Source organism: Pseudomonas sp. GW822-FHT02E03 (assembly GCF_058802325.1).
On record NZ_JBXAOA010000005.1, the window covers coordinates 146541 to 172011 of the forward strand.

General features: G+C 51.6%; 20 protein-coding genes and 3 pseudogenes. 9 read left to right on the plus strand and 14 right to left on the minus strand.

Annotation, left to right across the window (positions count from 1 at the left end):
* Positions 1-90: 90 nt before the first annotated feature.
* Genes AC1RQB_RS06000 through AC1RQB_RS06030 form a run of 7 tightly spaced genes read left to right on the plus strand, consistent with a single transcriptional unit; the run spans position 91 to position 6131 of the window.
* Positions 91-1116, plus strand: coding sequence for a glycosyltransferase (locus AC1RQB_RS06000; protein ID WP_207267299.1), 1026 nt, complete (start codon positions 91-93; stop codon positions 1114-1116).
* The gene (locus AC1RQB_RS06005; RefSeq protein ID WP_063341115.1) at positions 1116-2276 is read left to right on the plus strand and encodes an NAD(P)/FAD-dependent oxidoreductase; all 1161 of its coding nucleotides are present in this window, start codon (positions 1116-1118) and stop codon (positions 2274-2276) included. The genes AC1RQB_RS06000 and AC1RQB_RS06005 overlap by 1 nt, the downstream gene beginning before the upstream one ends.
* The gene (locus AC1RQB_RS06010) at positions 2273-3010 is read left to right on the plus strand and encodes a glycosyltransferase (RefSeq protein WP_063341116.1); all 738 of its coding nucleotides are present in this window, start codon (positions 2273-2275) and stop codon (positions 3008-3010) included. Before AC1RQB_RS06005 ends, AC1RQB_RS06010 begins: the two co-directional genes overlap by 4 nt.
* A gap of 2 nt (positions 3011-3012) precedes the next feature.
* The gene (locus tag AC1RQB_RS06015) at positions 3013-3957 is read left to right on the plus strand and encodes an aldo/keto reductase (RefSeq protein WP_063341117.1); all 945 of its coding nucleotides are present in this window, start codon (positions 3013-3015) and stop codon (positions 3955-3957) included.
* A gap of 15 nt (positions 3958-3972) precedes the next feature.
* On the plus strand, positions 3973-4353 hold the full coding sequence (locus tag AC1RQB_RS06020; protein ID WP_063341118.1) for a GtrA family protein: 381 nt from the start codon (positions 3973-3975) through the stop codon (positions 4351-4353).
* A 31-nt stretch (positions 4354-4384) separates the two neighbouring features.
* The gene (locus AC1RQB_RS06025) at positions 4385-4882 is read left to right on the plus strand and encodes a hypothetical protein (protein ID WP_063341119.1); all 498 of its coding nucleotides are present in this window, start codon (positions 4385-4387) and stop codon (positions 4880-4882) included.
* Positions 4863-6131, plus strand: coding sequence for a hypothetical protein (locus AC1RQB_RS06030; RefSeq protein WP_063341120.1), 1269 nt, complete (start codon positions 4863-4865; stop codon positions 6129-6131). Before AC1RQB_RS06025 ends, AC1RQB_RS06030 begins: the two co-directional genes overlap by 20 nt.
* Positions 6132-6662: 531 nt before the next feature.
* On the opposite strand, the gene AC1RQB_RS06035 is transcribed toward AC1RQB_RS06030, so the two are convergent.
* The 3 genes and pseudogenes from AC1RQB_RS06035 to AC1RQB_RS06045 form a co-directional block, all read right to left on the minus strand.
* Positions 6663-7715, minus strand: coding sequence for an acyltransferase family protein (locus AC1RQB_RS06035; protein ID WP_063341121.1), 1053 nt, complete (start codon positions 7713-7715; stop codon positions 6663-6665).
* Positions 7716-7793: 78 nt separating this feature from the next.
* Positions 7794-8297, minus strand: a pseudogene (locus AC1RQB_RS06040) (lysis protein).
* Positions 8294-8389 (minus strand): annotated as a pseudogene (locus AC1RQB_RS06045) (cell wall hydrolase); the annotation flags it as partial. The pseudogenes AC1RQB_RS06045 and AC1RQB_RS06040, both read right to left, overlap by 4 nt.
* Before the next feature lie 223 nt (positions 8390-8612).
* Between AC1RQB_RS06045 and AC1RQB_RS06050 the strand changes: the two are divergent.
* Positions 8613-9569, plus strand: a complete 957-nt coding sequence (locus tag AC1RQB_RS06050) for an acyltransferase family protein (RefSeq protein ID WP_063341123.1) — start codon at positions 8613-8615, stop codon at positions 9567-9569.
* A gap of 178 nt (positions 9570-9747) precedes the next feature.
* Positions 9748-10031: pseudogene (locus AC1RQB_RS06055) on the plus strand (transposase domain-containing protein); the annotation flags it as partial.
* A 77-nt stretch (positions 10032-10108) separates the two neighbouring features.
* Here the strand turns inward: AC1RQB_RS06055 and AC1RQB_RS06060 are convergent.
* The 11 genes from AC1RQB_RS06060 to rfbB all read right to left on the minus strand — a co-directional run bounded on the left by AC1RQB_RS06060 (position 10109) and on the right by rfbB (position 25453).
* A complete protein-coding gene (locus AC1RQB_RS06060) occupies positions 10109-11485 on the minus strand; it encodes an FAD/NAD(P)-binding protein (RefSeq protein WP_063341124.1) in 1377 nt (458 codons plus the stop codon).
* On the minus strand, positions 11482-12075 hold the full coding sequence (cysC, locus tag AC1RQB_RS06065) for an adenylyl-sulfate kinase (RefSeq protein WP_063341125.1): 594 nt from the start codon (positions 12073-12075) through the stop codon (positions 11482-11484). Before cysC ends, AC1RQB_RS06060 begins: the two co-directional genes overlap by 4 nt.
* Before the next feature lie 64 nt (positions 12076-12139).
* Positions 12140-16996, minus strand: a complete 4857-nt coding sequence (locus tag AC1RQB_RS06070) for a glycoside hydrolase family 99-like domain-containing protein (RefSeq protein ID WP_081235220.1) — start codon at positions 16994-16996, stop codon at positions 12140-12142.
* A gap of 4 nt (positions 16997-17000) precedes the next feature.
* Positions 17001-18368 carry an ABC transporter ATP-binding protein gene (locus AC1RQB_RS06075; protein WP_063341127.1) on the minus strand — a complete coding sequence of 456 codons (1368 nt, stop codon included), beginning with the start codon at positions 18366-18368 and terminating at the stop codon, positions 17001-17003.
* The gene (locus AC1RQB_RS06080; protein ID WP_063341128.1) at positions 18358-19176 is read right to left on the minus strand and encodes an ABC transporter permease; all 819 of its coding nucleotides are present in this window, start codon (positions 19174-19176) and stop codon (positions 18358-18360) included. The genes AC1RQB_RS06075 and AC1RQB_RS06080 overlap by 11 nt, the downstream gene beginning before the upstream one ends.
* 117 nt (positions 19177-19293) lie before the next feature.
* On the minus strand, positions 19294-20301 hold the full coding sequence (locus AC1RQB_RS06085; protein WP_081235221.1) for a glycosyltransferase family 2 protein: 1008 nt from the start codon (positions 20299-20301) through the stop codon (positions 19294-19296).
* A 359-nt stretch (positions 20302-20660) separates the two neighbouring features.
* A complete protein-coding gene (locus AC1RQB_RS06090) occupies positions 20661-21623 on the minus strand; it encodes a UDP-glucose 4-epimerase family protein (protein WP_063341129.1) in 963 nt (320 codons plus the stop codon).
* Positions 21620-22543 carry a glycosyltransferase gene (locus AC1RQB_RS06095; RefSeq protein ID WP_063341130.1) on the minus strand — a complete coding sequence of 308 codons (924 nt, stop codon included), beginning with the start codon at positions 22541-22543 and terminating at the stop codon, positions 21620-21622. Before AC1RQB_RS06095 ends, AC1RQB_RS06090 begins: the two co-directional genes overlap by 4 nt.
* A gap of 56 nt (positions 22544-22599) precedes the next feature.
* The gene (gene rfbA / locus AC1RQB_RS06100; protein WP_063341131.1) at positions 22600-23490 is read right to left on the minus strand and encodes a glucose-1-phosphate thymidylyltransferase RfbA; all 891 of its coding nucleotides are present in this window, start codon (positions 23488-23490) and stop codon (positions 22600-22602) included.
* The gene (rfbD, locus tag AC1RQB_RS06105; RefSeq protein WP_063341132.1) at positions 23487-24380 is read right to left on the minus strand and encodes a dTDP-4-dehydrorhamnose reductase; all 894 of its coding nucleotides are present in this window, start codon (positions 24378-24380) and stop codon (positions 23487-23489) included. Before rfbD ends, rfbA begins: the two co-directional genes overlap by 4 nt.
* The gene (rfbB, locus tag AC1RQB_RS06110; protein ID WP_063341133.1) at positions 24377-25453 is read right to left on the minus strand and encodes a dTDP-glucose 4,6-dehydratase; all 1077 of its coding nucleotides are present in this window, start codon (positions 25451-25453) and stop codon (positions 24377-24379) included. Before rfbB ends, rfbD begins: the two co-directional genes overlap by 4 nt.
* Between the last annotated feature and the right edge of the window lie 18 nt (positions 25454-25471).

The following is a 25471-nucleotide window of genomic DNA, read 5'->3' on the forward strand; positions in this document are numbered from 1 at the left end:
GACGTCCTCTACCCTGCAGATTAAGATTACGCGCTTTTTTTTCGAAAATATGGGCGACGGCCAACTGGCAGGCGTCTGGAGGAACTCTAAATGGTATTTTTTCCGGTATTTCTCTCGGTTGTGTTTGTTGTGCGCAACCAATCAAACCATATAGGAAGTATCCTGGCAGACACGGTCGAACGAATGTCCTCGCTCGTTAGTGATTACGAACTAATTGTTGTCGACAACGCGTCGGACGACGAAAGTATATCGATATTGAAAGGTCTGACCACTGAAAACGGCCTTCCAAACTTGCAAGTTTATGCTCTGACCAAGGAAGTCGACACCGACACTGCATCCTGGGCAGGTCTGGAAAATGCCTTGGGGGATTTCGTAGTCGTGATAGATCCTTTGGCCGATGACATCGCCTTTCTGCCTGAGATGCTCGACAAGGCAGTCAGTGGCGCGGATGTGGTTTTCGCCAACAACAAGCAAAAACCGCCACAAAGCTTTGCTTACGAGACCGCCTACAAAATATTCAATAAGGCCTACAAATCGTTCAATGGCATTCATCTGGCCACTGAAGCCCCCCAGTATCGGCTGCTCAGCAAACGAGTAATCAACTTCATCCTGCAACACCCGCAGCCATCTGTCACCTACCGCCATCTTCCCGCCACTGGCGGATTCGCTCGCGCCAATCTTATTTACAGTTCCAAGCCCCGAGTGACTCAGACCAAGCGCCTGCGTGAAAGTGTGGACCGGGGCATGCTGCTATTGGTCTCAACGACTCGAGCGCCGATGCGGTTAGTCACCTCGCTTTCGTTGTTTGGTGCCGTCGCCAACTTGATCTACTCATTTTATGTCGTCGCTAGTGGCTTCTTGAATCCGCATATTGCCCCGGGTTGGATCAGCCTTTCCTTGCAGCAGTCCGGCATGTTCTTCCTGATATCTCTGGTTCTCATGGTGCTTGGGGAGTACATCCTGCACATGACCAGCCTGTCGAACGAAGGACCGCTCTATCACATTGCCCAAGAGTTCACGAGCGCCCGCATAACGCGGCACGAGAAACTGAATATTGAAGAGGTAGCCTCTCAGACTGCTCCTCCCTCCCCGTCTGCTTCTGGTCGAGTTGCCTGATGGCGGCTATTGATAATATGCAAGACGCGGTTGTCATCGGAGGGGGGTTTTACGGTGCAGCAATCGCCGTCTACCTGGCCAAGCAACGCGGCATGAAACGTGTCACTTTGATCGAGCGAGAATCCACGCTGCTGTCCCGTGCCTCGTACAATAATCAGGCACGAGTACACAACGGTTATCACTACCCCCGAAGCTTCACCACGGCGTACCGCAGTCGCATCAACCTACCAAAATTCGTTCAGGACTGGCCTGACGCGGTCAAGCAGGACTTTACTAAGCTGTATGCCATCGCTCGGCGCAATTCCAAAGTCACCGCGAATCAGTTTGAACGTTTTTATCGAGAGATCGGTGCCCGGATCGAACCGGCCACACCTGCACTGCGGGCGTTATTTGAACCGCGCCTGATCGAAGAGGTTTTTCTGGTTGAAGAATATGCATTCGATACAACCAGACTGGCTCAATGGGCACTGCGTGAACTGAACGAAAGCGGTGTGAACATCCGCCTGCAGACCCGGGCTGTCGCAATATCCCACAGCCCTGACAACGCTCTGAATGTCACCCTCGCTCCCGAGGGCAAAGCGCAGGAACTCATCACCTGCCGATATGTATTTAATTGTACCTATAGCGGTCTCAATCAGTTTGGTGGCGACTTTCCAGGCACACAAACAGGCTTGAAGCAGGAAGTCACAGAAATGGCGCTCATGCAGGTACCGTCCGTGCTTCAGGATGTGGGCATCACGGTCATGGACGGTCCATTTTTTTCCATCATGCCATTTCCTGCCCGAGGCCTGCATACCGTATCGCACGTACGGTATACACCTCATATGCACTGGACTGACGAGTTGGGTAGCGACCCCTACCGAAAACTGGACAATTACGATCGCGCAACCCGTGTTGACCGCATGATTCGCGATATAGGTCGCTATCTGCCATCCGCGCTGGATGCCCAATATGTAGAATCACTTTTTGAAGTGAAAACCATTCTTACAAAGAATGAAGGCGACGATGGCAGGCCCATCCTGTTCGAAAAACACGATGCGCTTCCGGGATGCTACTCAATCCTGGGTGGGAAAATCGACAACATCTATGACGTTCTGGAAAAGCTTGAAACTGAAAATCTAACCAGCACGCAGACAACCCTTTCAGAGCAACGAAAATGAATCCATCGATTGAAATTACAATCCCCATCTTGAACGAAGAAGCGACGCTGGCGGATCAAGTTAATAAAACTCGCGACTATATCCTCAATAATTTGACGGATATTGGCGATATCCATATCGTGCTGGCCGACAACGGATCAACCGATAGAACGCCGGAAATTGCGCGTGAACTGCAAAGCAAGTTGCCCGGCGTGCGATATCTGCGTCTGGAAGAGCGTGGCGTCGGTCGTGCCCTCAAAGCATCCTGGACCCAATCCACCGCAGACATTGTCGGCTACATGGACCTGGATCTAGCAACCGACTTACGCCACTTGCGCCCGGCACTGGAAGCACTCAAGGCGAACAACGCTGACATCGTCACTGGCTCTCGCCTCGCAAAAGGTGCGAAAGTAATTGGTCGAAAACCTCTGAGGAATGTCACAAGCTTAGGCTTCAACTCTATTGTGAAACTTATTTTCAATACGTCATTCAGTGACGGCATGTGTGGTTTCAAATTTCTGCAGCGAAACATTCTCGGTCCGCTGATGAAAACCGGAGCACAAAGTGATGGCTGGTTCTTCGCCACCGAAATCCTTATCACTGGTGAACACCTGAAATACCGTGTACTGGATTTGCCGGTCACCTGGACCGACGACCCTAATTCAAAAGTCAAAGTTATCAAATTGATCATTGAGTACCTGAAGGCAATGTTCTCTTTACGCCAGCGCCTGAACAACACCAAGCCTGGAGTATGAACATGTCGACGTTCGCACCCGATAACAAAAAACTAGTGCTGGGCACAGCTCTCTGGGGCTGGGGCATAGAGCGCCGCGAAGCCTATAAGCTACTCGAGCACTTCTTGCAAAGTGGCGGCAGCATTGTCGATACCGCCACCAATTACCCGATCAACAAGCACAAGGAAGACTTTGGGCTTGCTGTCAACTGGATGGCTGACTGGGTAAAGCAACACGGTGGTGACACCAACCTTGCGCTTACCGTAAAAATCGGCTCCAGGGACAACATGGGCTCCCCCGATGTAAACCTCACGCCCGACCACATTGAGCGAGCTGCCGACACGCTGAAGAGCCAGTTTGGCGACGCACTGTCTTGCATCTCGATCCACTGGGACAACAGGGCAGATGACGAGCACCAACTAGCAGCCATTGCGCAAACCGTTGATGCCATGTCAAAACTGGAAAAAGCGGGGTTTTCCATTGGTTTGTCGGGCATAAAGTATCCGGAACTGTACTTCAAGGCCGACCCAACCCTGGCAGAGAAATGGATAATCCAAGTTAAAGAAAACTTTATGACACGTGCCGCTCGTGAGGCCTATCAAACATGGTTTCCCAAGGCAAAGTATCTTGCCTACGGGATCAACTTGGGTGGGCTGAAGATCGAAGCGCCGCAAACAAATAGCTCGATAGAATTACGCCAGATAAATATTCCCCAATCGCTGACCGAGAGGCTTGGACACTTCCTTAACTCAGACCATGGGTTCGTGCCTCGCCCGATGACACTCAATGAGTTGGCAATGGCTGCATCTTACGTAAATCCTTCACTGTCAGGGGTAGTCATAGGCCCAAGGAATATTGAGCAACTGGAAAACACCCTTGCCTATTGGAAGTCTTTAGAAGAGTACGCCGACAAACCAAAAGGTCTGCAGATGTTCAATCAATTGTCTAAAGACTTATCGCACGCATAGGAAGCTTCGCAAATAATGCAACCGCTAAAATACATCTTTGCAGGCATCGCCAATACAGTAATCGGCTATGGCGTATTCCTGATACTGGTCACTCTGTTCAACATGAATCCGGCATATGCTAACGCGATTGGCTATGGAGTAGCATTGATTGCAGCATTTTTATTTAACAAGACTTTCGTCTTTAGTCAGTCAACAACTGACAGAAGCACGATCCCGAAATTTGTTCTTGCCTTTGCCATCTCATTCACTCTAAACCAGTTGGTGCTAATGATAGTTTACCGTTGGATAGGAGTACACGCAGAAGTAGCCCAAATCTTCGCCATGGCTTCATACACGATAGCTTTCTACCTTCTCAACAAAGAATTTGTATTCAACAAGCCCAGAACTGAACTATAACAGACAAAAAAAAACCAACAGGATACAAAAAGTGCTCAAGCCACTTCACAACACAACGCTCAAAAGCGTGTTAAATTTTTCACCCGCCACATATATCTTTGCAATTGCTATCTCGATACTGGTGGGAATTTCCCTTTTCTTCGCAAACAACACGACAAAAATCGCCAAACTCCCTACAGAAAACAACTACACTCCCGATCTGAAAGCCAACTTTGACAAGTGTGAAATTGGCCCATTCTGGATATCAGTCAGTGGCTGGGCGCTTATGCCGCCCCCTAACGACACAATTAAAATTCATATTATTGCCGCGGGAAAAAACGGGGCAATCGAACTGATCACTCACCGCCTGAACAGAAAGGATGTCAGCGATTTCTTTAAGATAAAAAGTGAATTCCATTTACATGGATTCTCCGCATCAGCAATGAGTTACCGGCTCCGTCATCGCTACGGCAATACTATAAAGCTGTACATCGAAGACTCAAAAGGCGTTATATATTACGGAGGCGAAAATGCCTGCACTGCGATTTGACTCAGAAACCAAAAAGGCACTTCTATTTTTACTATTTCTTACATTTTTTTATTTGAGCTTTTTCTTCAATCTGGAGCTAAAGCCGTTCTCGGACGACTACACATTCCTATCAGCCGCCACATCAGGTGCGACCCAATTAGACTATCTGACTAAACGTTACTATACATGGACCGGCCGGATAGCAATTGAAGGCATCATGTTTACGACTATAGGCCTACCAACTTTCTGGAAGCTTGCGATCCCAACTTTCGTGCTTTTAAGCGCCTACTCCACCTGGAAAGCTTTTTTTTCAAACACCTTTCATTATGCCTATGGCATTATTCTCTGCACGTTCCTGACATTGCTTATCAGCCATAGCATTCTAGACACTACAGTTTACTATGTTACTGGTTTTTACAACTATTTGCTGCCGATTACATCTGCCGTTTTCGTTTGCACAACCTTCATACGGCCATCAGCGTTTTCAACGCCAGAAAAAATACTCGCACTTCCCCTCGCCTTTATTGCTTCGCAATCAGAACAGGCGGGGGTATCAATGCTCAGTGTATTAGTAGTTTCTTTGATTTGGGACAAAAAAAATGCCCTTCTCTATAGATGCCTTATATTGGCGATAGCGGTTGCTGGTTTTTCCTTTCTGCTGTCTGCGCCCGGAAACTATCTACGCATGACTTCAGAACTGAGATACATGCCAGAATTCACCGACTACTCTTTTTTCAAAAAAATAACGACCGGGCTTGATGTTTTCAACCACCACTTTATTGACTCAAAAAACCTCTACCCAAAATTGATAGCCCTGCTATTGCTACTACTCTCTCTTAACAACAACTTCCACTTAAAAAAGCTTGCCTTCTTGCTGGCCATCTGCGGCATTTTTCAAGGCGGCGTTTTTGGATACATATTCAATTCTGGAGGTAACGAATATTTCTCAATTCGCTACCTGAGCATGGGGCTTGGTCTGAGTTACTACGTTTCCTACACGTTGACTCTCTTATCACTTGTTAGCATTATCTACATCGTGAGAAACGTCATCACCAGCGACAGCAAATTTTACTTCGCTACGTTCCTCTTGCTACTTCACGTAGCTGTAACTGCATTGGTAGGCCTCTCGCCGACGGCCTACGAATCTGGGTACAGGGTTCTGTTTGCAGGCGACATCATCAGCCTTATGTTCATTTGCTTATTGTTTAAAGAAGAAATCGAACGACGCCGCAGTCTCCCCACAGAACTAAGTAGGATGCAGGTTAATTGACTATAGCGGTCCATAAACCCTGATCACCCATGTTGGCTCCGGAAAGTAACTGGGAGTACAGCATCGGGGCCAGGGGGCGACTTTGAATGTGGGCTTTATGGAGCGCTTACGGACCTTCATCTACAAAATTGCGCACATGCTGGGCACACTAAAAAGGGCTACTTACATAGCCCTTTTTATACAGCTCGCCAGTTAACCATAACCGTTCCATGAGCTCCGAATTCCAAGCCAGAATTTGATGTTCGATGCTGTGCTCCCAATTACTTTCTGGAGCCTGCCCCTCATGATGCGACCCGATGCCAAAGTTGAAAAGTCTATCTCTACCCCCGGACTTCCGACAATCCATTGACGGCTTGGCCGCCCTAGTAGAGTTGGATATTAAAGTCACCCCATGTGCGGACACCTTTCCCAATACAGCGCATTCGCGACTTTGTCACAGCAGGCCCGCCCCCCAGCCAACACTGCCGTTCGCCCCGTGTCAGCCGATACTTTTGACGAAGCAGACTATAGGTCTATGCTGGAGTTCAAACTTTATATACGACCACTTTCTGAAAGCCTCCCAGAGTACTTAAATGATTTCAGCGGCGCCAAAACCACTCTCTGCAAAGGCCTCTCCACAAATTTATAGCTCAACCACGAAATAAGTAGAGTGACAGCCAAAACTAGAGAAAAACTAATTAAGTAGCTATCACCTGAAGGAAGCCAGGACAATAGCGAAAGAAGCACAAAGTAATGAAGCAGGTAAACAGAGTATGAAATTTTACCAACCCACCTCAGAGGACTCCACGAAAGGATCGCAGATAAATAGTACCTATCAGAAACAACCAGAACAAAAAGAGTGACAAACTGAGCCATTACGATAAAGCTACGCCAAGAGTCAATTTCAAGATCAAAGTACAATCTTGAAAACTTAGGAAACGTGGCAGGTACGCTCAGCAATAGTAGAACGCCTATCACCGATCTAATCTTGGTTGAGTCCGAAACAACCTTATAGCTTGATGCGTTCACTACAATCAGTCCAAATATGAAATAGTGACATCTATTGAAAAAATCATAACTATAACTTAACCCTCCAGCCACCAACAGACAGGTGATACCCAGCAGCGTAGCGGCCGTCGCCATTTTCCCGAACCTAGATGCAAAGAACCATATTGCAACGAAAGCCATGTAGAAAATGAATTCAATCTGAATAGTCCAGAGCACGCTAAAGCCACGCTCAACCAATGCAACCTGCCCCAGATAAACACTTACCGAATCAATTTCCGATAATGCTATCTTCCCCGGGAATCCTGACCAAGCCAGGAAGGCAGGCAAAGCAGAAACAAGTAGAAAAAGCGGATAAACCCGAGCAACACGCTTAAACACATACTCAACTAAGCTTGACTTGGTAAACTCCTGATCAAGATGAAGCTTGCCAATCAAAAATCCGGTCAGCATAAAGAACAGCATAACCCCGGCCTGCCCTCCCCCCTCACCCAGCACACCGCCAAACATACCTGTAAGGTTGCTGTAATGACTCACGACTACTACGAGAGCAGCAAAGCCTCTAAACCCATCTAGATTATTAATATGCTGTTGCTGCATCAAATTTACGCCAACAAAATTTCAATCATTCTATCCGTAAAACCCAGAAACACGAAGCTTGGGGCGTTCGGTTCAGCGTTACAAATCCCTTGCGTACACTTGGCATGCCTTAAATCGATCAATCCCCTGTCGCCTTCATTGGCGATGGCGACAACTCGTTGAGCAAACGCTGGGACAAGTTCGACTCGTACTCCTGCATAACCCACACCGCCGGTTCCGGAGGTTTTGAGCACGTTACAGACACCGGCTGAATCCGCGGCAAGGAGGACTGACAGACACAGATCAGAAGTAGCAAGGCGTTCGCGCAGGCGAGTCTAGGCTTTTTGTGCATCGCTCAATTTCCTGTAATGGGTTTGCTCGTTGGTCGATAGGCGCTGCTCTAGGGCCAGACGCTTGTCCTGATCGGCGCGCACCAGGACGGCGGCCGCGTTGCTGACGGCGTCCAGATCATCTTTGTGCAGGGCCGGCCTGTTCCGCCATCTGCTTGCCACAGCGCCAGTCCTGCACCTTCCAGATACCGCCAGCCGTGAGCAGCATTAGCAACAGCACACCGCAAAATTTCCACCACAGCAGGGGACTCATGGCACATCCTTTAAGAAGACATGATGCCCGAGCTTCAGCGTCTGTTTCGTTCCCACAGCCCAGGCCGGAGCCTTCGGCATGGTGGTGGCGTAGTTTTCTCCATGCAAAAAAAAGCCGCCGAACTGGCGGTTGCTTATTTGCAAAGAGCGAATACGAAACACACTCACTTGCAACCAATTAAAGTGGTGGACTAACACTTTTTCAGATACCATGCCGGCGTTTTGGCATCATTTGTATCATTTTTTATACACATCCATCAGCACGCTGATCCCGTACCCCAGCGAAGCTCATGGATCAAACCGGCATGAAATAACTATGACTCGAACGGACTTGTCCACTTCGGAACGCTACCCTAATTTCGATATCCTCCGCTTACTTCTAGCATTAGAGGTGGTTGTAGCGCATCTATATTTATTCTCAACACCGAATACCGCTTGGAATGCTTGGATTATGGCGGTACCGGCATTCCTTGCCATCAGTGGTGTTGTGGTACTGAAGAGTTACAGCGAGAAAGTCTCGCTAAAAGATTTTGCAAAAAGGCGAGCTCTTAGAATACTTCCAGCTCTAAGCGTATCCATTTTATTGATATTTGCGTTGTTTGATTTTCAGGTAGCTATAAACGCTGTAACCACTTGGCTTTCAGGCGGAATTTACATACCTGAAAAAGGTTACACTAACCAGGCACTATGGTCGCTTGCGTGGGAGGAGCTTGCATATCTACTTTTAGCTGGGTTATGGGCCATCGGCGCATACAAAAAACCTCACTTTATATGGTTTGCCCTCATTGCGGCTGCTGCTACCGTGTACGTTTTGTCAGCTTATCGCTTTGGTCCACTTGCGATCACACTTGCCATGCTAGCCCAAGCCTTCTTTGTAGGAAACTTGGCGTTTCTATACAGAAAAAAACTTCATATTCTCGGACGCTTCGCACCCTGGGCATTCCTCGTGTTTACTCTCTTAACACCATATCTTCCAGCTCGCCAACTGCTTCAAGCAATGGCGGTGGTTTGGGTAGGGATTGCGGGGTTCAGGATAATCGGGTTTCGCATACCAGATATCAGTTACGGCATATATATTTATCATGTTCCAATTTTATTATTCATCACTGAGAAATGCCGGATCACGGATATCCAGAGTGCAAGTTGGATACTGATGGCTGTCCTGATACCAACTTGCCTAGCAAGTTGGTATCTCATTGAACAACCTTGTATTCGTTACAAGCGCAAAACAATACCCAACGCAGCAAAAGCAATGACTCAGCCCGTGGTTTAGCAGCTCCATAACATCCTGAACGGCTCCTAGCAGTTCAGTAGGCTGAAGTTGCTCTGGCCAAGGAAGGCTTGCTTGAATCTCCGCGTATCGGTCCGGGCCTGTCTGGCGTGCCGCTTGAATCTCTTCTTCCGACACGCCCATCATCTGAAAGCACGCCGCTTCCGAAAAGAAATGGTTGCGCTACACCGAGACTGGTTACTTACCGATCGATAACAACGATGCCGAGGGCCATCCGGCTCTTCGTCATCGGCAGAAAGAACTGGCTGTTCAGCGCCCCCCCCCAACGGGGCGAGGGCCAATGCGCAACTTTACAGTCTGGTCGAAACGGCCAAAGCAAATGGCCAGGAGCCCTATGCGTGGCCGCGCCACGCATTGGAACACCTGCCGCAGGCCTTGTCGGTAAAAGACTATGAAGCCTTGCTGCCGTGGAACTGCTCGTCAGGACGCCATGGTAAAACATAAAGCCCACTTCTTAGAAAGTGGGCTTTATGGATCCCATACCCTCTATCACGCAAACACTAGTTAACGGGATAGTTTTTTCAGCGAATCAAGTTGACCAGACTGGACGCTAGAGATTTCGCGTGTTGCCGCAACTCAGGGACTGCTGTAGCTTCCCAAAAATCCGCCTTGAGCATTGGGCCAATGTAGTGCAGCCAAGAGGGCGCTTCACCGTCAGCACCTTTCACCGCAAGCTTCTCATCGACATTTAATCCCAGACCGAAGGGATCAAGTTGTACCAGCCCCTCCCCTATGAGCTGAGTAATCAGACCGTCATTGACACGTCGCAAGTTTGTATTGGGGCCGGTACAGTTGATGACTCGAGCAACATTGATTTGCTCCACTTGCTGTTCGCCACGCAACTGGATATCAATTGTCAAACCAGCGGAGTCTGAAGCAATTTTTTGAATGCGCCCCGCCATTGAACGGATCTGTCCACCCGCTACCGCCTCTTCGAAGCGCTGGTAAGCAGCTGGCGCAACCCGATGGCGATGCACATCCCAGTAAGGCTGGACATGGCGCAAGAAGCGTCGGCGCTCGATATCTGACAACCGCCCCCACAATGCTGGGGTACCGGAACGCAAGACCGCGAGCAGGTCTCGCCAATCAAGATCATGCAGTCGTGCGGCATCGATTTCGTAGCGAATCAGACGCATGTATTCACGTATCGTCGGTGGTGCCTGCATCAGTGTGTCGACGAGACCAACCGGCACTTCATGGGCCGGACGTTGCGGCCGATGTGGCAACGGGCGAAGTCCGCGCCGAGAAACCATGTGGATGGGTCCACGATGCCCCTGCTGTAACAATCCAAGCGATACATCCAGGGCTGTCAGCCCTGCTCCGACCAAAAGTATCGGACTATCTATTTCAGCCACGGGCATTGCTCCGCCAGACCAAGGGTCTGACTGGTAACGCTGAGGGCTCATGGATGTAGAAAATCCCGGAGGATCAAGCGGAGAAAAATTACCAAACGCCAGCACCACTTGATCTGCCTTGATACGCTGGCCATTGACCAACTCCAGGACAGCCCCCGCGCCATCTGGTCTTAGGCGGCGCACTTCCGAGACTACGCGCTCAAGTCTTACCCCCACGGAACTGTGCTTTTCGGCATGATCCAAGACTGCGGCCAAGTAGTCGCCGTAAAGTTTCCGAGGTACAAATGATGATGCGGTGTAGGCAGGATTCAGTGCTTGGCAAAACCGCAAAAAATGATCAGGTTCTTCAACATAGGCACTCATATTGCCGGCAGGCACATTAAGCAAATGCAGCGAGCTGTTTGTTCCGTAGGCCAGGCCTCGTGCCATCGTGCCCGAACGGTTAATCAATACGACTCGAACATCAGGAGGGCTATGACGCAGGAACTGAGCGGCAGTGACCGCACCGCTAAAACCAGCCCCGATAATGACGAGCGTCTTCATTGAGCGGACCGTTTGTCGAGGTAGTCTAAAACCCGATTCACTGACACTGCCAGATCTTCTTCGACAGTATTAATGCGAATATTCGGGTTGGTAGGCGCCTCATACGCCGAGTCGATACCGGTGAAATTTTTGATTTCACCGGCCCGAGCTTTACCGTACAGCCCTTTAGGATCGCGTCGTTCACATTCCTCCAACGAAGTGTCTACAAATACTTCGACAAACTCGTCGGGGCCGATGACGTCACGCGCCATCGCGCGATCTTGCTGGAAGGGTGAAATGAAAGCGGTGATCACGATCAATCCAGCATCGACGAGCAGTTTGGAAACTTCTGCAACTCGCCGAATATTTTCAACGCGATCGACATCCGCGAAACCGAGATCCTTGCACAGCCCCATCCGCAGATTGTCGCCATCAAGCAAAAACGTATGCCGGCCTTTTTCAACCAGGGCCTGCTCCAGCGCATTGGCAATCGTCGACTTTCCCGCACCACTCAATCCAGTAAGCCAGATGACTGCAGGTTTTTGCCCTTTCACCAGGGCTCTCGCAGAGGCACTGACAGCCGTAGTGTGAAAAACCAGATCCTTACTCATACAATAAACCTTAATTGAACCAGTCGACCAAGGCCCGCCAGTGAAGTGGCAGGCCTACTCCGCATTATGCGTGGGCAAGCAGACGATCGCGCAACGCCTTGATCCGAGCTTCACAGACTCGATAAGACTCACTGTTCAGCAAGTCCGTACGTTGCTGCTCGTCAGTGAGCGCGAGCGTATGAGTATCACAGCCAATTCGATGAATGTAGTCACCAATAAAGCCGCAAGTTCGCAATGACGCCCAATCCGTTCCGGCTCGAGTGAACAACTGCATCGTCAGATAATAGTCTTCCATGTACTTCATATCATCGAAGTAGGTCACAGCTTCAAGATCGCACTTATCCAGATTCAGCAGGAAGCTGTGTAGCGGCGCGTGGTTATGCTCGACGAAATCACGATAGGTTTCACCGTAGTCATAAATTTTTTCACGCTTGATTGTGCAACCGGTCACCGCATCGACCATGGTGGAGTAAACACGTGCAAAGGTCGCATTTTTGCCGCTGGACTTGATTTGCTCTAACAGCACCTCGTAAGCCTTTGGAAACAACAAGTCATCGTAATCGAGAAATGCCGCATAACCATGACCGACAGCCTTGAGCGTGTCGTTCAACATCAGAGAGCGCAGATCCGGTGCCTGCTCTGTCGATGAATAACGCCGAATGACCGGTGCGCAACCATCACTCCAAGGCAGCTTTGCAAGCTCCCCTTCCAGTACCGCTATCTCCTCGTCACTCATATCCTGAATGGCCAGAATCGGCTTGACCAGGCACCCGGACTGGGCAATTAAAGAAAGAAGTGCATTAATCAGTGAGGCTCTGTCGCCCCGCCGATGGTAGCGCATGATGGTCGACACGGTGTCGAGCGCAACCTGAGTAACGGCTTCGGGCATTAGCTGGAAGCATGAAGCTTCGCAGCAGATCTTGTAGCCGATGGCCGAAACATTCGGGCGCAACTCCATGCAAGCGCGCTGATCAGCTTCAATCGTGAAGTTGACGATATTTTCGCTTTGCACAAAGTCAGGATCGTTGCGCAGGTTGGCGGACACGGCAAAGCCTTTGTGCCGGATCGCCATTTTCAGCAACGATTCAATGGTGTCGGCGGGAAACAGGCAGACATCGCTGAAAACAAGGGTGAAATCCGCGGAATCGACAGCATGACTGGAAACTTTCACGCCTTGTGCCTGCAACGCTTGGTGAACCTGAGCGCTTTCGACAACAACCGAACACCGCTCAAAAACGCCGGAACTCGCAAGGCACGCCAGGAACTTGTGACGGGACTGAGGCTCGGCTTCCAGACGCGCCGAGGCATCGGATGTCAGGACGATATTGAGTTTCAGATCACTATCGAGAGCATCGTGGCCAGCCGCCGAAAACGACTGACCGGACATTGCTCGCCCAATGGAGTTGAGATAGCCGTAACCGAATCGAGTATCCGGTTCGAGGTGCGCACCTTCAGCCCATTCGTTCCAGGCATTGATCACCACGAAGCGGCGATCTTCCGGCAAGTTTTGCTCAGAATAATCGATAAGACGCTCGACCCAACTCTGAAACTTCGCAGTCGTGAAGTTGTTCAGCACGTAGGCTCTGGTGCCGTATCGAGCGGTGTTGTCCCATGTTGGAACCAGAGAACGAAACAAGGTGAAATCCTTGCCCAGATCCTGCTCCATATAGTGGTCGGCGACTTCTGAGTAATTGAGAACACTGCCTTCCAGAGGCCAGTACGGGCGCAACTGAGCACGAGTATCAGCGACCGCATCACCGGTCCAATCATGCAGGACCCGCTCAATGGCAGCATCCATGCCATAGTCTTGTGGATGCGATGCCCCGCGTGTCAGCGTCGCGACAACATAAGGTGGTTTAACACCCGCCTTCTCACACTCTTCGCGCCAGATAGCGATATAACGCTCACTATGCTCGATTGAAGAAGGACGATAAACGGATAGTTTTGGACGTCCATCCACCTTGATGTAGCGCTCATCCTTAAAGAATGGGATGAGATAGCGGATGAAGTCACGAGCGTCATTTTCCGAATACACTTGCCCCAGCAGAACTTCCTGCTCGTTGCCATCCCAGCGACGAGTCCAGTTTTCATTCGCCCAGCAGAAGCAAAAAGGCATGTCGATCTGTGGATTGTCCAGCAGCATCTGTGCCGGCTTCTCCAAGATCATTCGTCCAGTGAACCAGTAGTGATAGAAGATCAGGCCATGAACACCTGACTTCTTCATCATCTCAGCCTGTTGCATCAACTGTGCCGGGCCGTCCAGATGGTAATAACCGATATCCTGGTGAGGAACATGCTGCTGGTAGTGCCCGTGGAACAGCGGGTTGGCAGAGCGAACCTTGTACCACTCGGTGAATCCCTCGCCGTGCCACTCATCGTTTTCAGGCGTAGGGTGGAACTGTGGCAAGTAGTACGCCAGCACTTTGATCGTGTCGTGCACGATGGAGCCGGAGTAATCGGATTGCGGTTCATAATAGGCCAACGGGTCACGAGAAAGCTGCGGTGACTCCAGTTGGTAATTGCGACCTTCATTCGTCGTCGTGCAAACCAGAAGCAGCCGTTCCAGGCAGTGGGTAAGCATGTCGGACGTGGCAGCAAAATCTTCATATTGCAAAGGCAAATGAATAAAGTCGCTAACAATACTTACGCGGGCCCAGAACATGCCGGCACGCGGGAATTCCGCGCTCGGGAACGTCGCGCCATCAACCTGGGGATACTTCTCCATTACCGTCGGGAGCACGCCACGGGCGTCGCTCCAACCAGATTCATGGTACGTAGCGTCCTCTGGCCGGTGATCGACCGGGTACACCACTTTCGCGTCATTGCCGAGCAAATCGAAGATTTGCCCAACGATGCTCGGTGAACCGCACAGCTGCTCCATCCGAAGGTTCGTGTCCGCGTCTTTTCCGCCCATGTCGTGAAAATGCGCAACATAGTCGTAACTGCTTAAACGGCTACCGAACTGAATGATCAACGGGGCGAGGTGCCCACTGTTTACCGGAACCCCCTCGACGACCAGTTTGCGCAGCAAAGGCACGGTGGCACGCAAGGACTTATCGTCAAACTTTGTGTTACCTGCGTCACTATGGGAAATGAACAGGTCAAATTCGACCGGGATATGTTTCAGGTAGTCGGACCAGTCCCCAGTCATCTGCTCATCATACAAATGAAGATGAACGGCGATCATGGTCGACCCTGGCTTCGTAATCTCTTGCAGATAAGGATCCAGGTAATAAGGTACGACTTTAAGTACCTCGTACTCTGTCAGTGCGCTGTCGCTCAGCGGTTGCAACACCTTGCTCAAGGCCAGGCGTTTTTGACTGCGAGTGAGTGTACGAGCCGCGATTGCGATCGCATGGCGCAAACCACCACGACGCGCCTCGCGAACAAAACGCCCGAGCAACTGCGGCTGCTGCGAAACCAGACTTAACAATTGGACAACGGTGCGATGACGACTCAATTTACGCGAAAGGTGATAGTTACGACCTTTCGTGTCATAGATCGACCGCCCTTCGTAGTAGCCGTGGCGCAAATAGTGAATCAGAGGATTGATACGACGCAGCCGTACATCAGCATATCGCTCAAGGTAGGCATTGGTGGAAAAGCCGGCCGAAGGGTCCCGCCCTTCACGCCAGCCCTGTTCGAGGTAATGCTGAAGCGGATTGACACCTGCGGCTCGAACATCCTCGTAGGTAGTTAGGTAATAGTTGGCGTCGAACAGTTCGCTTTCGGCAGGATTGTCTCCGCGATACCGCAACCCGAATCGCTCGGCCATATGGGACACCAGCGACTTAAGCAGGAAGCGCCCGGAAGCATAGCGGCGCAGATCCGCTTCCAGACTTTGAATCGTTCGCTCGGAATCAGCAAGAACCGTATTGACAGTGCCATATTCGGATTCAAGTGCGCTACGGTGCGCAACCAGGTTCGAGTATTCAGACGCAAGCGTGCTGTGTTGAGCTTCCAGATTATCGAAATCAACCTCCAGCGCCTTTATGCTCTGATCCTTCAACGCCGCTTGTTCGATCAGTCGCAGACTCAGCTCCGAACTGTGGTCCTCGAAGTGGCGCATGAGTCGATAAGCAGGCAAACGCTCCAACATTCCACGGTGGAGATCATTGAGCAGCGCTTCAAGTGCCTGGTCGTCTGCTCGCTTATCATGGGAAAGCTCCAGAAGAACATTGCTGAGCTTCAACACATCGACCGATACCGCGGGATCCTTGCTGAGGTCTTCCGGAGTAAAGGTATTATGCTGCAGCGAACGCTCCAGAAACTTGTGCTGATACTCAAGGAACTCTGGTCCTTGCGGATCAAAGGGGAACCCCAAGGAAGCAGAGATACGCTTTAACTGCTTTTCTGGCTCTTGAAGCATCAAATCGTAGTTAACAAAGACACGCGAAGTTCCCTGGCTATACTTCATGCTGAACAGCATGTGTTCCAACCAGAGGAAATAACCTTTCTCCAGCTCAAAATTATTTCGATTGGCTAGCGAGTGAGCGACACTTTTAGGATTACGAAAGGCGACGACGTAGCTGACTTTCAACTCGAGTGCAGCAAAAACCGCTTGCCAGAAAGGCAGAAGCCGCGCCATCCGTGGATCTTTAACGCCAAAACAATTGATCCCCGCAAGCTTGCTACGCAGAAGCTCGATCGCAAGAACTTTATGATCTTCGGCAACTTTCGACTCCAACTCCTCAGGCAGGATCGGTGTCAGCGTATGCCAATCATGACCCAACGCCTTTAACAATTCGACGTTGAAATCCGTTACTGCGGCGTCCTCAAAAAAACCCTTTTCGTTATTACCCACTTCAGCCGACAAAAGATTGCCGCCGAGATCTACACCAAGGACTTGTAACCCACGAGTAATGGCACTTGTACCGCTACGGTGCATGCCCAGAACTACGACTATTTGTTTATGATCCATAAGATTAATTATGCTCAACACTTGAAATGGTAAAAGCTGAAATACACTTGAAATCTACCGTCCCGGTTGCTGTGATCGAGGTTTCCGGCAGAACACGAAACAGGCACGCATCGATCAAGCGGTGCAGGTAGGTCTCCCCTTCCCCGACGACGCCGACCACGCCGGAGTTGAGAAAGTACGTGCCAGGATTCAGGTTGCACTCGAACTTGAACTCGACATCGATTTCTGCGTCGGCAGCTACATAGGTAATAGAATCTTGAGCCGTGGCCGCACTGGCTGCCCCACCGATCTCGATACCCGCAAGCGTTTTGATCATCATGCCAAAGCGAACAGCCACAGCTCCTGTCGAAAACGCTACGCGGTATGTATATCGATAGATGTCCCCGCGCTTGAGGCAGTTGACCTGTTTGCCGGCCACATTGAGGATGCGTGGATCACTGATCAGAACGCCGTGAGATTCGTAGGACATAACACTTTTGGAGACGATATGAGGATCGAAGTACTCCTCCAGTCCATTGTCCGCAGCTCGCGATATCTCGACCGCAACCGCCGACCGCTTCGCCTCTCGCTCCAGTTCAAGCCGTTCGAGACCGCCCGATTTGATCGCTTCGCGAATGCCGGCAACCTTGTCAGCGGGTGCATACAACAACTTCTGATATTGGCCGACAATAACCTTCGGCACGCCCTCTGCCAGCTTCTCACCTTTATCGAGAAGTATCGCGCGGGTACACAATTCGATGACTGCGCTTCCCGAGTGCGAGACGAACAGAATAGTGGCGCCGCTGGCTTTAATCGCCTCGATACGCGCAAAGCATTTGCGCTGAAATAATTCGTCGCCAACGGACAACGCCTCGTCGACGATCAATATTTGCGGATCAACGTTGATGGCCACGGCAAAGGCCAGGCGCACCATCATGCCACTAGAATAGGTCTTGACCGGTTGATCAATGAAATCCCCGATTTCCGCGAATGCCTCGATCTCGGCAAAGCGGGCGTCGGTTTCTTCTTTTGTAAGACCAAGCACTGCGGCGTTCATGTACACGTTTTCGCGGCCGCTGAATTCCGGGTTGAATCCAGAACCCAACTCCAGCAAAGCTGCGACGCGACCATGGGTCAAAATATCGCCATGAGTCTGATTGAGCGTGCCGCAAATCATCTGCAACAGGGTTGATTTCCCGCTGCCGTTACGCCCAAGAATACCGACGGTTTCACCTCTGTTGATGGTGAACGAAACGTCCTGCAAGGCCCAAAACTCCCGAAAGTATTGCTTCCGGCCGCGAGCGAACATTTGCAACAGCCGATCTCTAGGCTTGTCGTAGATATGAAAACACTTGCTCAGATTGTTGACGGCAATTGCTGTATTAGAGGACATCGGCGAACCCTTTACGCGTTTTTTGGAACCACGCAAATCCTAGCCAGAAGACAAGAGCTGCAGCGATATAGTAAAAGCCCAAGTGAACAAAGCTGGGTAGTTCACCACGGAAAAGCAGAGCCCGCGCATCTTCGATAGCAGGTGTCAGGGGATTCAGGAAAAGCAAATGCCGGTACTGCTCAGGCAGCGCCGTGATTGGATAGAAAATGGGGGACAGGAACATCAGAACCGAAGTGAAAACACCGATGATCTGACTGACATCTCTGAGGTACACCCCCATTGAGGCGAGAAACCAGACCAGGCCGACAACAAAGATCATCAAGGGCGCCAAGAATACCGGCAGCAGCAGGACGGTATATTGGAGTTTTCCGAAGAAGATCAGGTAAGCAATCAACCAGACACTAAGACTGACAAGAAAATGGAACATTGCTGCGCCAAGCGTTACCCAAGGAAGTATTTCCAGCGGGAATACCACCTTCTTTACGTAGTTGACGTTGCCGATAATCAGCCCTGGGGCTCTGTTTATGCACTCTGCAAACAGATTAAATACGATCAGGCCCGCAAACAGCATAAGCGCAAACTCGGTTTTCGAGCTGCTATCGACGCTCCACCTGGCTTTGAACACGACACTAAACACGAATGTGTAAATCACGAGCATGACAATCGGGTTAAACAGTGACCACAACATCCCCATGATCGAACCACGATAGCGCCCAACGATCTCCCGCTGCACCAACGCTCGGATGAGGCCTCTGTTGCGCCAGACGCTATTGAGCATCTCCTTTGGTGACGTAGAAAAATTCAGCATTGTGTAAAAACCTCAAAAAATCCGAGGGAGTTTAACTCTCTCAGCAAACTCTCTCGTCCGATCATTACTTGAATTACCACAGAACTCTTCCTGAAAGGAGCCAAGCCCGACTGCGTGTCAGATTCCATTGAACACCGTCGCCAAAACCAGCCCAAGATTGCCCCATAAGGATTGCCGGTAGACCCCAGATCGCCGTAGCCAGATGATCCGCGCCAATCCACGTGAGCTACGTGCTCGTTGAAAAAGATCCAGCCTCATTCGGTTTTCTTCATTTAACTGAAATCGGGTCGATTCCAGCGCTGCAATATTCTTTTGATTCCACCCACGAAAACGACCGCGAAACAGCATGCGCACTCGTTTCAATTGCGCTCTCAACCCCGAGGTAGAGCCAATAAGATTCGCATCATGCTGCCTATAGAGAATGGTCGGACAAACGTCGTAACAAACCCGCCCACCGGCGCCCGAAACAAGCAGATAGGCCCACCAATCATGGGAAACAATATCCAGACCGGCGCCTGCACGCTGAAATAACTGGCGGGCAGCATGGTTGAAGACCATTGTGTTGCCGCCACCGACACTTTGCACCAGCGCATTGGCAAATCCGACGGGACGCTCAAACAAGGGTGACAAGCCAATATTTGCGCCATGTTCATCGATCAGCGCCGTCCTGCCACAATAAAGAGAAGGTGTATGCGACGGTATATCCTGCAGTCGCTGCAAAGCGGACTCCAGCTTGTTTTCCTGCCAGATGTCGTCTTGATCGGCCCAAGCATAGAAATCAGACTTGATCGATTCGTCACAGGTAACAGTGAGGAAATTTGCAGCATAGCCGCGTCCTGGCCCCTGTCGGATCGACAGTTTGTCATCGCCCCAGCGCTCGACATATTCGCGTAACAGTTCCAGGGTTGAGTCAGTGGAGCCGTCATCCGATACCACAACAACCCAGTGCGAATAGGTTTGACGCGCTATGGATTCCAGTTGTTGAACCAGAAAACGCTCACCATTGAAGGTGCACAAGAGAATCGCAACACGTTCCATATGCCCGGTTACTTTCTGCCGACTATCGTCCACATCGCGGTAATCCGAATTGTTGTTATGGACAACCGGGGAAAGAGGGGCTACCACCGAGCACTCCGTTGCTGAAATGAGAGAATTTCACCTGTGCCGACTCGTTCAAACCAGGCAGGCGTTCGACGGGTCTGTTGAGCGTTAGATGATCGGCTCAGACACCACCCCCAGCTGCGCAAAATTTGCGATTATAGCGATGAAGCATTGCCATTTGATAGCCCATTGACATTATCGCTTTGCAAAGCGCTGGAGCAGATCGCGGGATTAAAAACACATAATATTGAACAGTTCGAGGTACAGCAGCACACGCCGCGGCACGAGGAGTGTAGGGTACCAAGCCCCCTTCCACCGAAAAAGGGTGGCAGTTTGCCAATGGTGGGATCAAGCCACCACCGACTCACTCTTTGATCTACAGTTCAGCTATGCAGTTTCAGGTGATGCTCTTCGGCTGTGTGACGAAGCGCTTCATCCACACTGATAACAGGCAGCCACCCCAGAGTATCCCAAGCTTTACTGATATCGACCTGTAATGAGCCACACAACCGCTGCGCCAAGTCACGACGCCCAATCAAGAATGCGCCTAAATTTAGTACCCAGTAAGGGATTGACAGCAAACGGGGCTTTACGCCCAGGGCATCGGCCATTCGCCGAAGCAATTGGGAAGTGGACAAGTCCTCGCCATCACTGACTAGAAATGTATTTCCCGCCGCTTCAGGATGGCTGATGCAGACATTGATCAAATCCACCAGATTCCCTATAGCCACCAGGCTACGCCGATTTTTTATCGCTCCCAGCGGAAGTGGCACTCCGCGCTCAAGCCAACGCATCATGCTCAGGAAGTTAGCCTTCACTCCCGGCCCGTAGACCAGCGGCGGGCGAATGATGACAACCTCCATCCCGGTGTCGAGGCTGAGCTGCTTCAATGCCTCTTCGGCTTCGTACTTGGATACACCATAAGGATCGGCCGGAGCCGGAAAATCATTAGCCTTGAATGGCTTACCCAATACAGTGCTTTCACCATTGACCTTAATCGAACTGATGAAAATGAAGCGCTTTACCCCCGACTCAGCTGCACGCCGTGCCAATCGAAGGGTCCCCTCCACATTGACTTTGCGAAATTCGGTCAAGGCGTCCACGGCGGTTTCATTCATCACATGTACGCGGGCAGCGGCATGGATGACGACTTGCACGTCATTGAGGTTAGGCAATGCTTTTGAATCAGTCAGCTCAAAAGGAACGACTGTGCATAACCCGTTCAGCCGTGTTGCGCCGCGCGCAGCTGCAATGGGGATGAACTTCTTGTCCAGCAGCAGCCTGAAAACCACCGCCTCGCCGACAAATCCGCTTGCCCCTGTCACCAGTATCTTTGGGGCATTCATTTAGCTTTGCACCCTATCAACGCCGTAGCCCAACAGATAAAAAAGAAGAACACTTTATCCCGCGCCCGGCGTCGGCATTGCCAGGCGCTGAAGGACAGTTTTATTAATTGCCGGTGGCGCAGATGCAACCACGTTTTGACGAACGGGTCTGTGTCACGCCCAACCAGACGAGCAATCATCCGCACCTGGTTAAACCACCAACCGTCGTGAATCGTTTTGTACCGGGCAATCAATGGGCTCAACCCCTTGTTGGCACCCACCTGATTACGCTCGTGTTGGCGATAGTCCATGGATGGTAATGGATCGATGTACCAGCGATAGCCATGACTGCGGGCAAAAGCGTAGCAATACCAGTCATGCAAAGTGACGTTCTGCAGAGGCTGCCAATTTTCAACCATTGCCGCTTTCAAGGACTCTGCCATCTTTTTGCTCAGCACATAGGTACAGCCCGGGCCTGCCGCTTCAAACAGGTAGTCCCATTCAACCTGGGGTTGGGCCTTGTCCAGCAAGTGAGTTCTGCCATCTGGCCAGAAGGCCGTGACGTTGCTGGAATAGGCATCGACCTGACGAGTTTGAATGGCGTCGACTGCACGCTGCAGTTTGTCCTTGTGCCAAACATCATCTTGATCGGCAAAGGAAATGAAATCGAAAGAGCCGAAGTCGACATCACGAATCAAACGAAAGAAGTTACGCGAGGCGCCCCCGAAGCTACCGGCATCCGGCAGAACGATCACTTGGTGATGCTCAGCCGAATAAGCCGCACACCGGGCCTCGGTACCATCAGTGGAAGGATCGATACTGATGTAAATGGTTACGTCGACAGCTGACTGGTCGAGGATCGAGGCCAACTGCTCCTCGATCCACTGCATGCCATTGTAGGCAGCCAGCAAAACCGCAACCTTGGGATGTTTTACTGGCATGCCATTCCTGCCTGGACCGGTTAAACGCTACTGTTCGAAAGGGTTGAGCCTTCGAATCAGTGAGAAGGCGAGTCCAGCAATTTCTGCAAGTACTGACCATAACCAGTCTTCTTCAGAGCATCAGCCTGAGCACCCAACTCTTCGGCTGTGATCCAGCCATTGTGATAAGCGATCTCTTCCAGGCACGCCACTTTCAGGCCCTGGCGCTGCTCGATGGTGTGCACGAAGTGACTGGCTTCCAGCAGCGAATCATGGGTACCGGTGTCCAGCCAGGCGAAGCCGCGGCCGAGCATTTCGACGTTGAGGGTCTTCTGCTCGAGGTAGGCACGGTTAATGTCGGTGATTTCCAGCTCGCCACGGGCAGAAGGCTTGATGCTCTTGGCGATTTCGACGACCTGGTTATCGTAGAAGTACAGGCCAGTCACCGCGTAGGCGGATTTAGGCTTCAGCGGCTTCTCTTCGATACTCAAGGCACGGCCGGCAGCGTCGAACTCGACGACACCAAAACGCTCCGGGTCCGACACGTGATAGCCGAATACAGTCGCGCCGTGCTCTTGAGTGCTGGCGGAACGCAGGTTCTCGGAGAAGTGCTGACCGTAGAAGATGTTGTCGCCCAGGATCAGGCAGCAAGGGTCTTTGCCGATGAACTCTTCGCCGATGATGAAGGCTTGTGCCAGGCCGTCCGGGCTAGGTTGCTCGGCGTAGGTCAGCTTGATGCCGTACAGGCTGCCGTCACCCAGCAATTTCTGGAACGATGGCAGGTCTTCTGGGGTGGAGATAATCAGGATTTCGCGCATACCCGCGAGCATCAGCACCGACAACGGATAGAAGATCATCGGCTTGTCGTAGATCGGCAGCATCTGCTTGGACACGCCGAGGGTCAACGGGTGCAGACGCGTGCCCGAGCCGCCAGCGAGGATGATGCCTTTACGATTTGTCGTGGTCATTTATTCAGGACTTCCATCAGCATTCGGGTGACGCCACTTTGCCAATCCGGCAAGCGCAGAGAAAAATTGTCGCGCAGCTTCTGAGTGTTCAACCGTGAGTTCAGAGGGCGGCGCGCCGGTGTTGGGTAGGCGGTTGTGTCGATCGGATTGATCGTCGTGACGGCAAGCTCTTCACCGTTGGCCTTGGCAAAACCGATCACATGGCTGGCATAGCCGTGCCAGGACACTTCACCACTGGCCGCCAGATGATACAGGCCCGCCAGTTCAGGGCGTAGCTGGACCTGCTGAATGGCCAGTGCCGTCACGTCGGCGATCAAATCTGCGCCGGTCGGGGCACCGATCTGGTCGGCGATGACGCTCAGGGTGTCGCGGTCCTTGGCCAGACGCAGCATGGTCTTGGCGAAGTTATTGCCTCGGGCGCCGTAGACCCAGCTGGTGCGGAAGATCAGGTGCTTGCAGCCCGAGGCAATGATCGCTTGCTCGCCGGCCAGCTTGCTGGCGCCGTAGTGATTCACCGGGGCGACGGCATCTGTCTCTTGCCACGGCGTCAGGCCTTCGCCGCTGAACACGTAGTCGGTCGAGTAGTGAATCAGCCAGGCATCCAGGGATGCAGCCTCTTCAGCCATGACCTGGCTGGCTTGGCCGTTCACACGGTCGGCCAGTTCGGTCTCGGACTCAGCCTTATCGACGGCAGTGTAGGCCGCAGCGTTGACGATGACATCCGGCTTGACCTGACGGATCGTTGCACGCAGTGCGTCGAGATCAGACAGGTCGCCGCTCAAGCCATCGACCGGGTGACGATCGAGGGCGATCAATTCGCCAAGCGGCGCAAGGGAGCGTTGCAGCTCCCAGCCGACCTGGCCGTTTTTTCCCAACAGGAGGATTTTCATGCTTTGTCCGAACGATCCGTGTAGTTCTGGTCGATCCATTGCTGGTAGCTGCCGCTCTTCACGTGAGCTACCCATTCAGTGTTGTTCAGGTACCACTCGACGGTTTTGCGGATACCGGTTTCAAAGGTTTCTTCCGGCGTCCAGCCCAGCTCGCGCTGGATTTTGCTGGCGTCGATGGCATAGCGCTGGTCGTGGCCCGGGCGATCCTGAACGTAGGTGATCAGGCTGGCATGGGGACGATGCGCGGAATCTGGACGCAGTTCGTCGAGCAGTGCGCACAGGGTATGCACCACTTCGATGTTTTGCTTTTCGTTATGGCCGCCGATGTTGTAGGTCTCGCCGATCACGCCTTCAGTCACGACTTTGTACAGTGCGCGGGCGTGGTCTTCGACGTAGAGCCAGTCACGGACCTGGTTGCCTTTGCCGTAGACCGGCAGAGGCTTGCCTTCCAGTGCGTTGAGAATGATCAGCGGGATCAATTTCTCTGGGAAATGGCAAGGGCCGTAGTTGTTCGAGCAGTTGGTCACCAGCGTCGGCAGGCCGTAAGTACGAGCCCAGGCGCGAACCAGGTGATCGGAACTGGCCTTGCTGGCCGAATATGGCGAGCTTGGCTGATACGGTGTGGTTTCGGTGAAGAGGTCTTCCGGACCTTCGAGGTCTCCGTAGACTTCGTCGGTGGAGATATGGTGGAAGCGGAAATTGGTTTTACGCGCCCCATCCAGTGCCGCCCAATAGTGGCGTGCAGCTTCCAGCAAGGTGTAGGTGCCGATGATGTTGGTCTGGATGAATTCAGACGGACCGGAGATCGAGCGGTCAACGTGGGACTCTGCGGCCAGGTGCATGATGGCATCTGGTTGGTGCTCACGCAGAACACGGTCCACTTCATTACGGTCGCAGATGTCGACGCGTTCGAACACGTAACGCGAGTTCTGGCTGACTTCGGCCAGCGACTCAAGGTTACCGGCATAAGTCAGTTTATCGACGTTAACGACAGAGTCGGCAGTGTTGGAGATGATATGACGAATGACTGCCGAGCCGATGAACCCGGCGCCGCCGGTAACTAGAATTTTCACGCGAAACCATACCCTTAA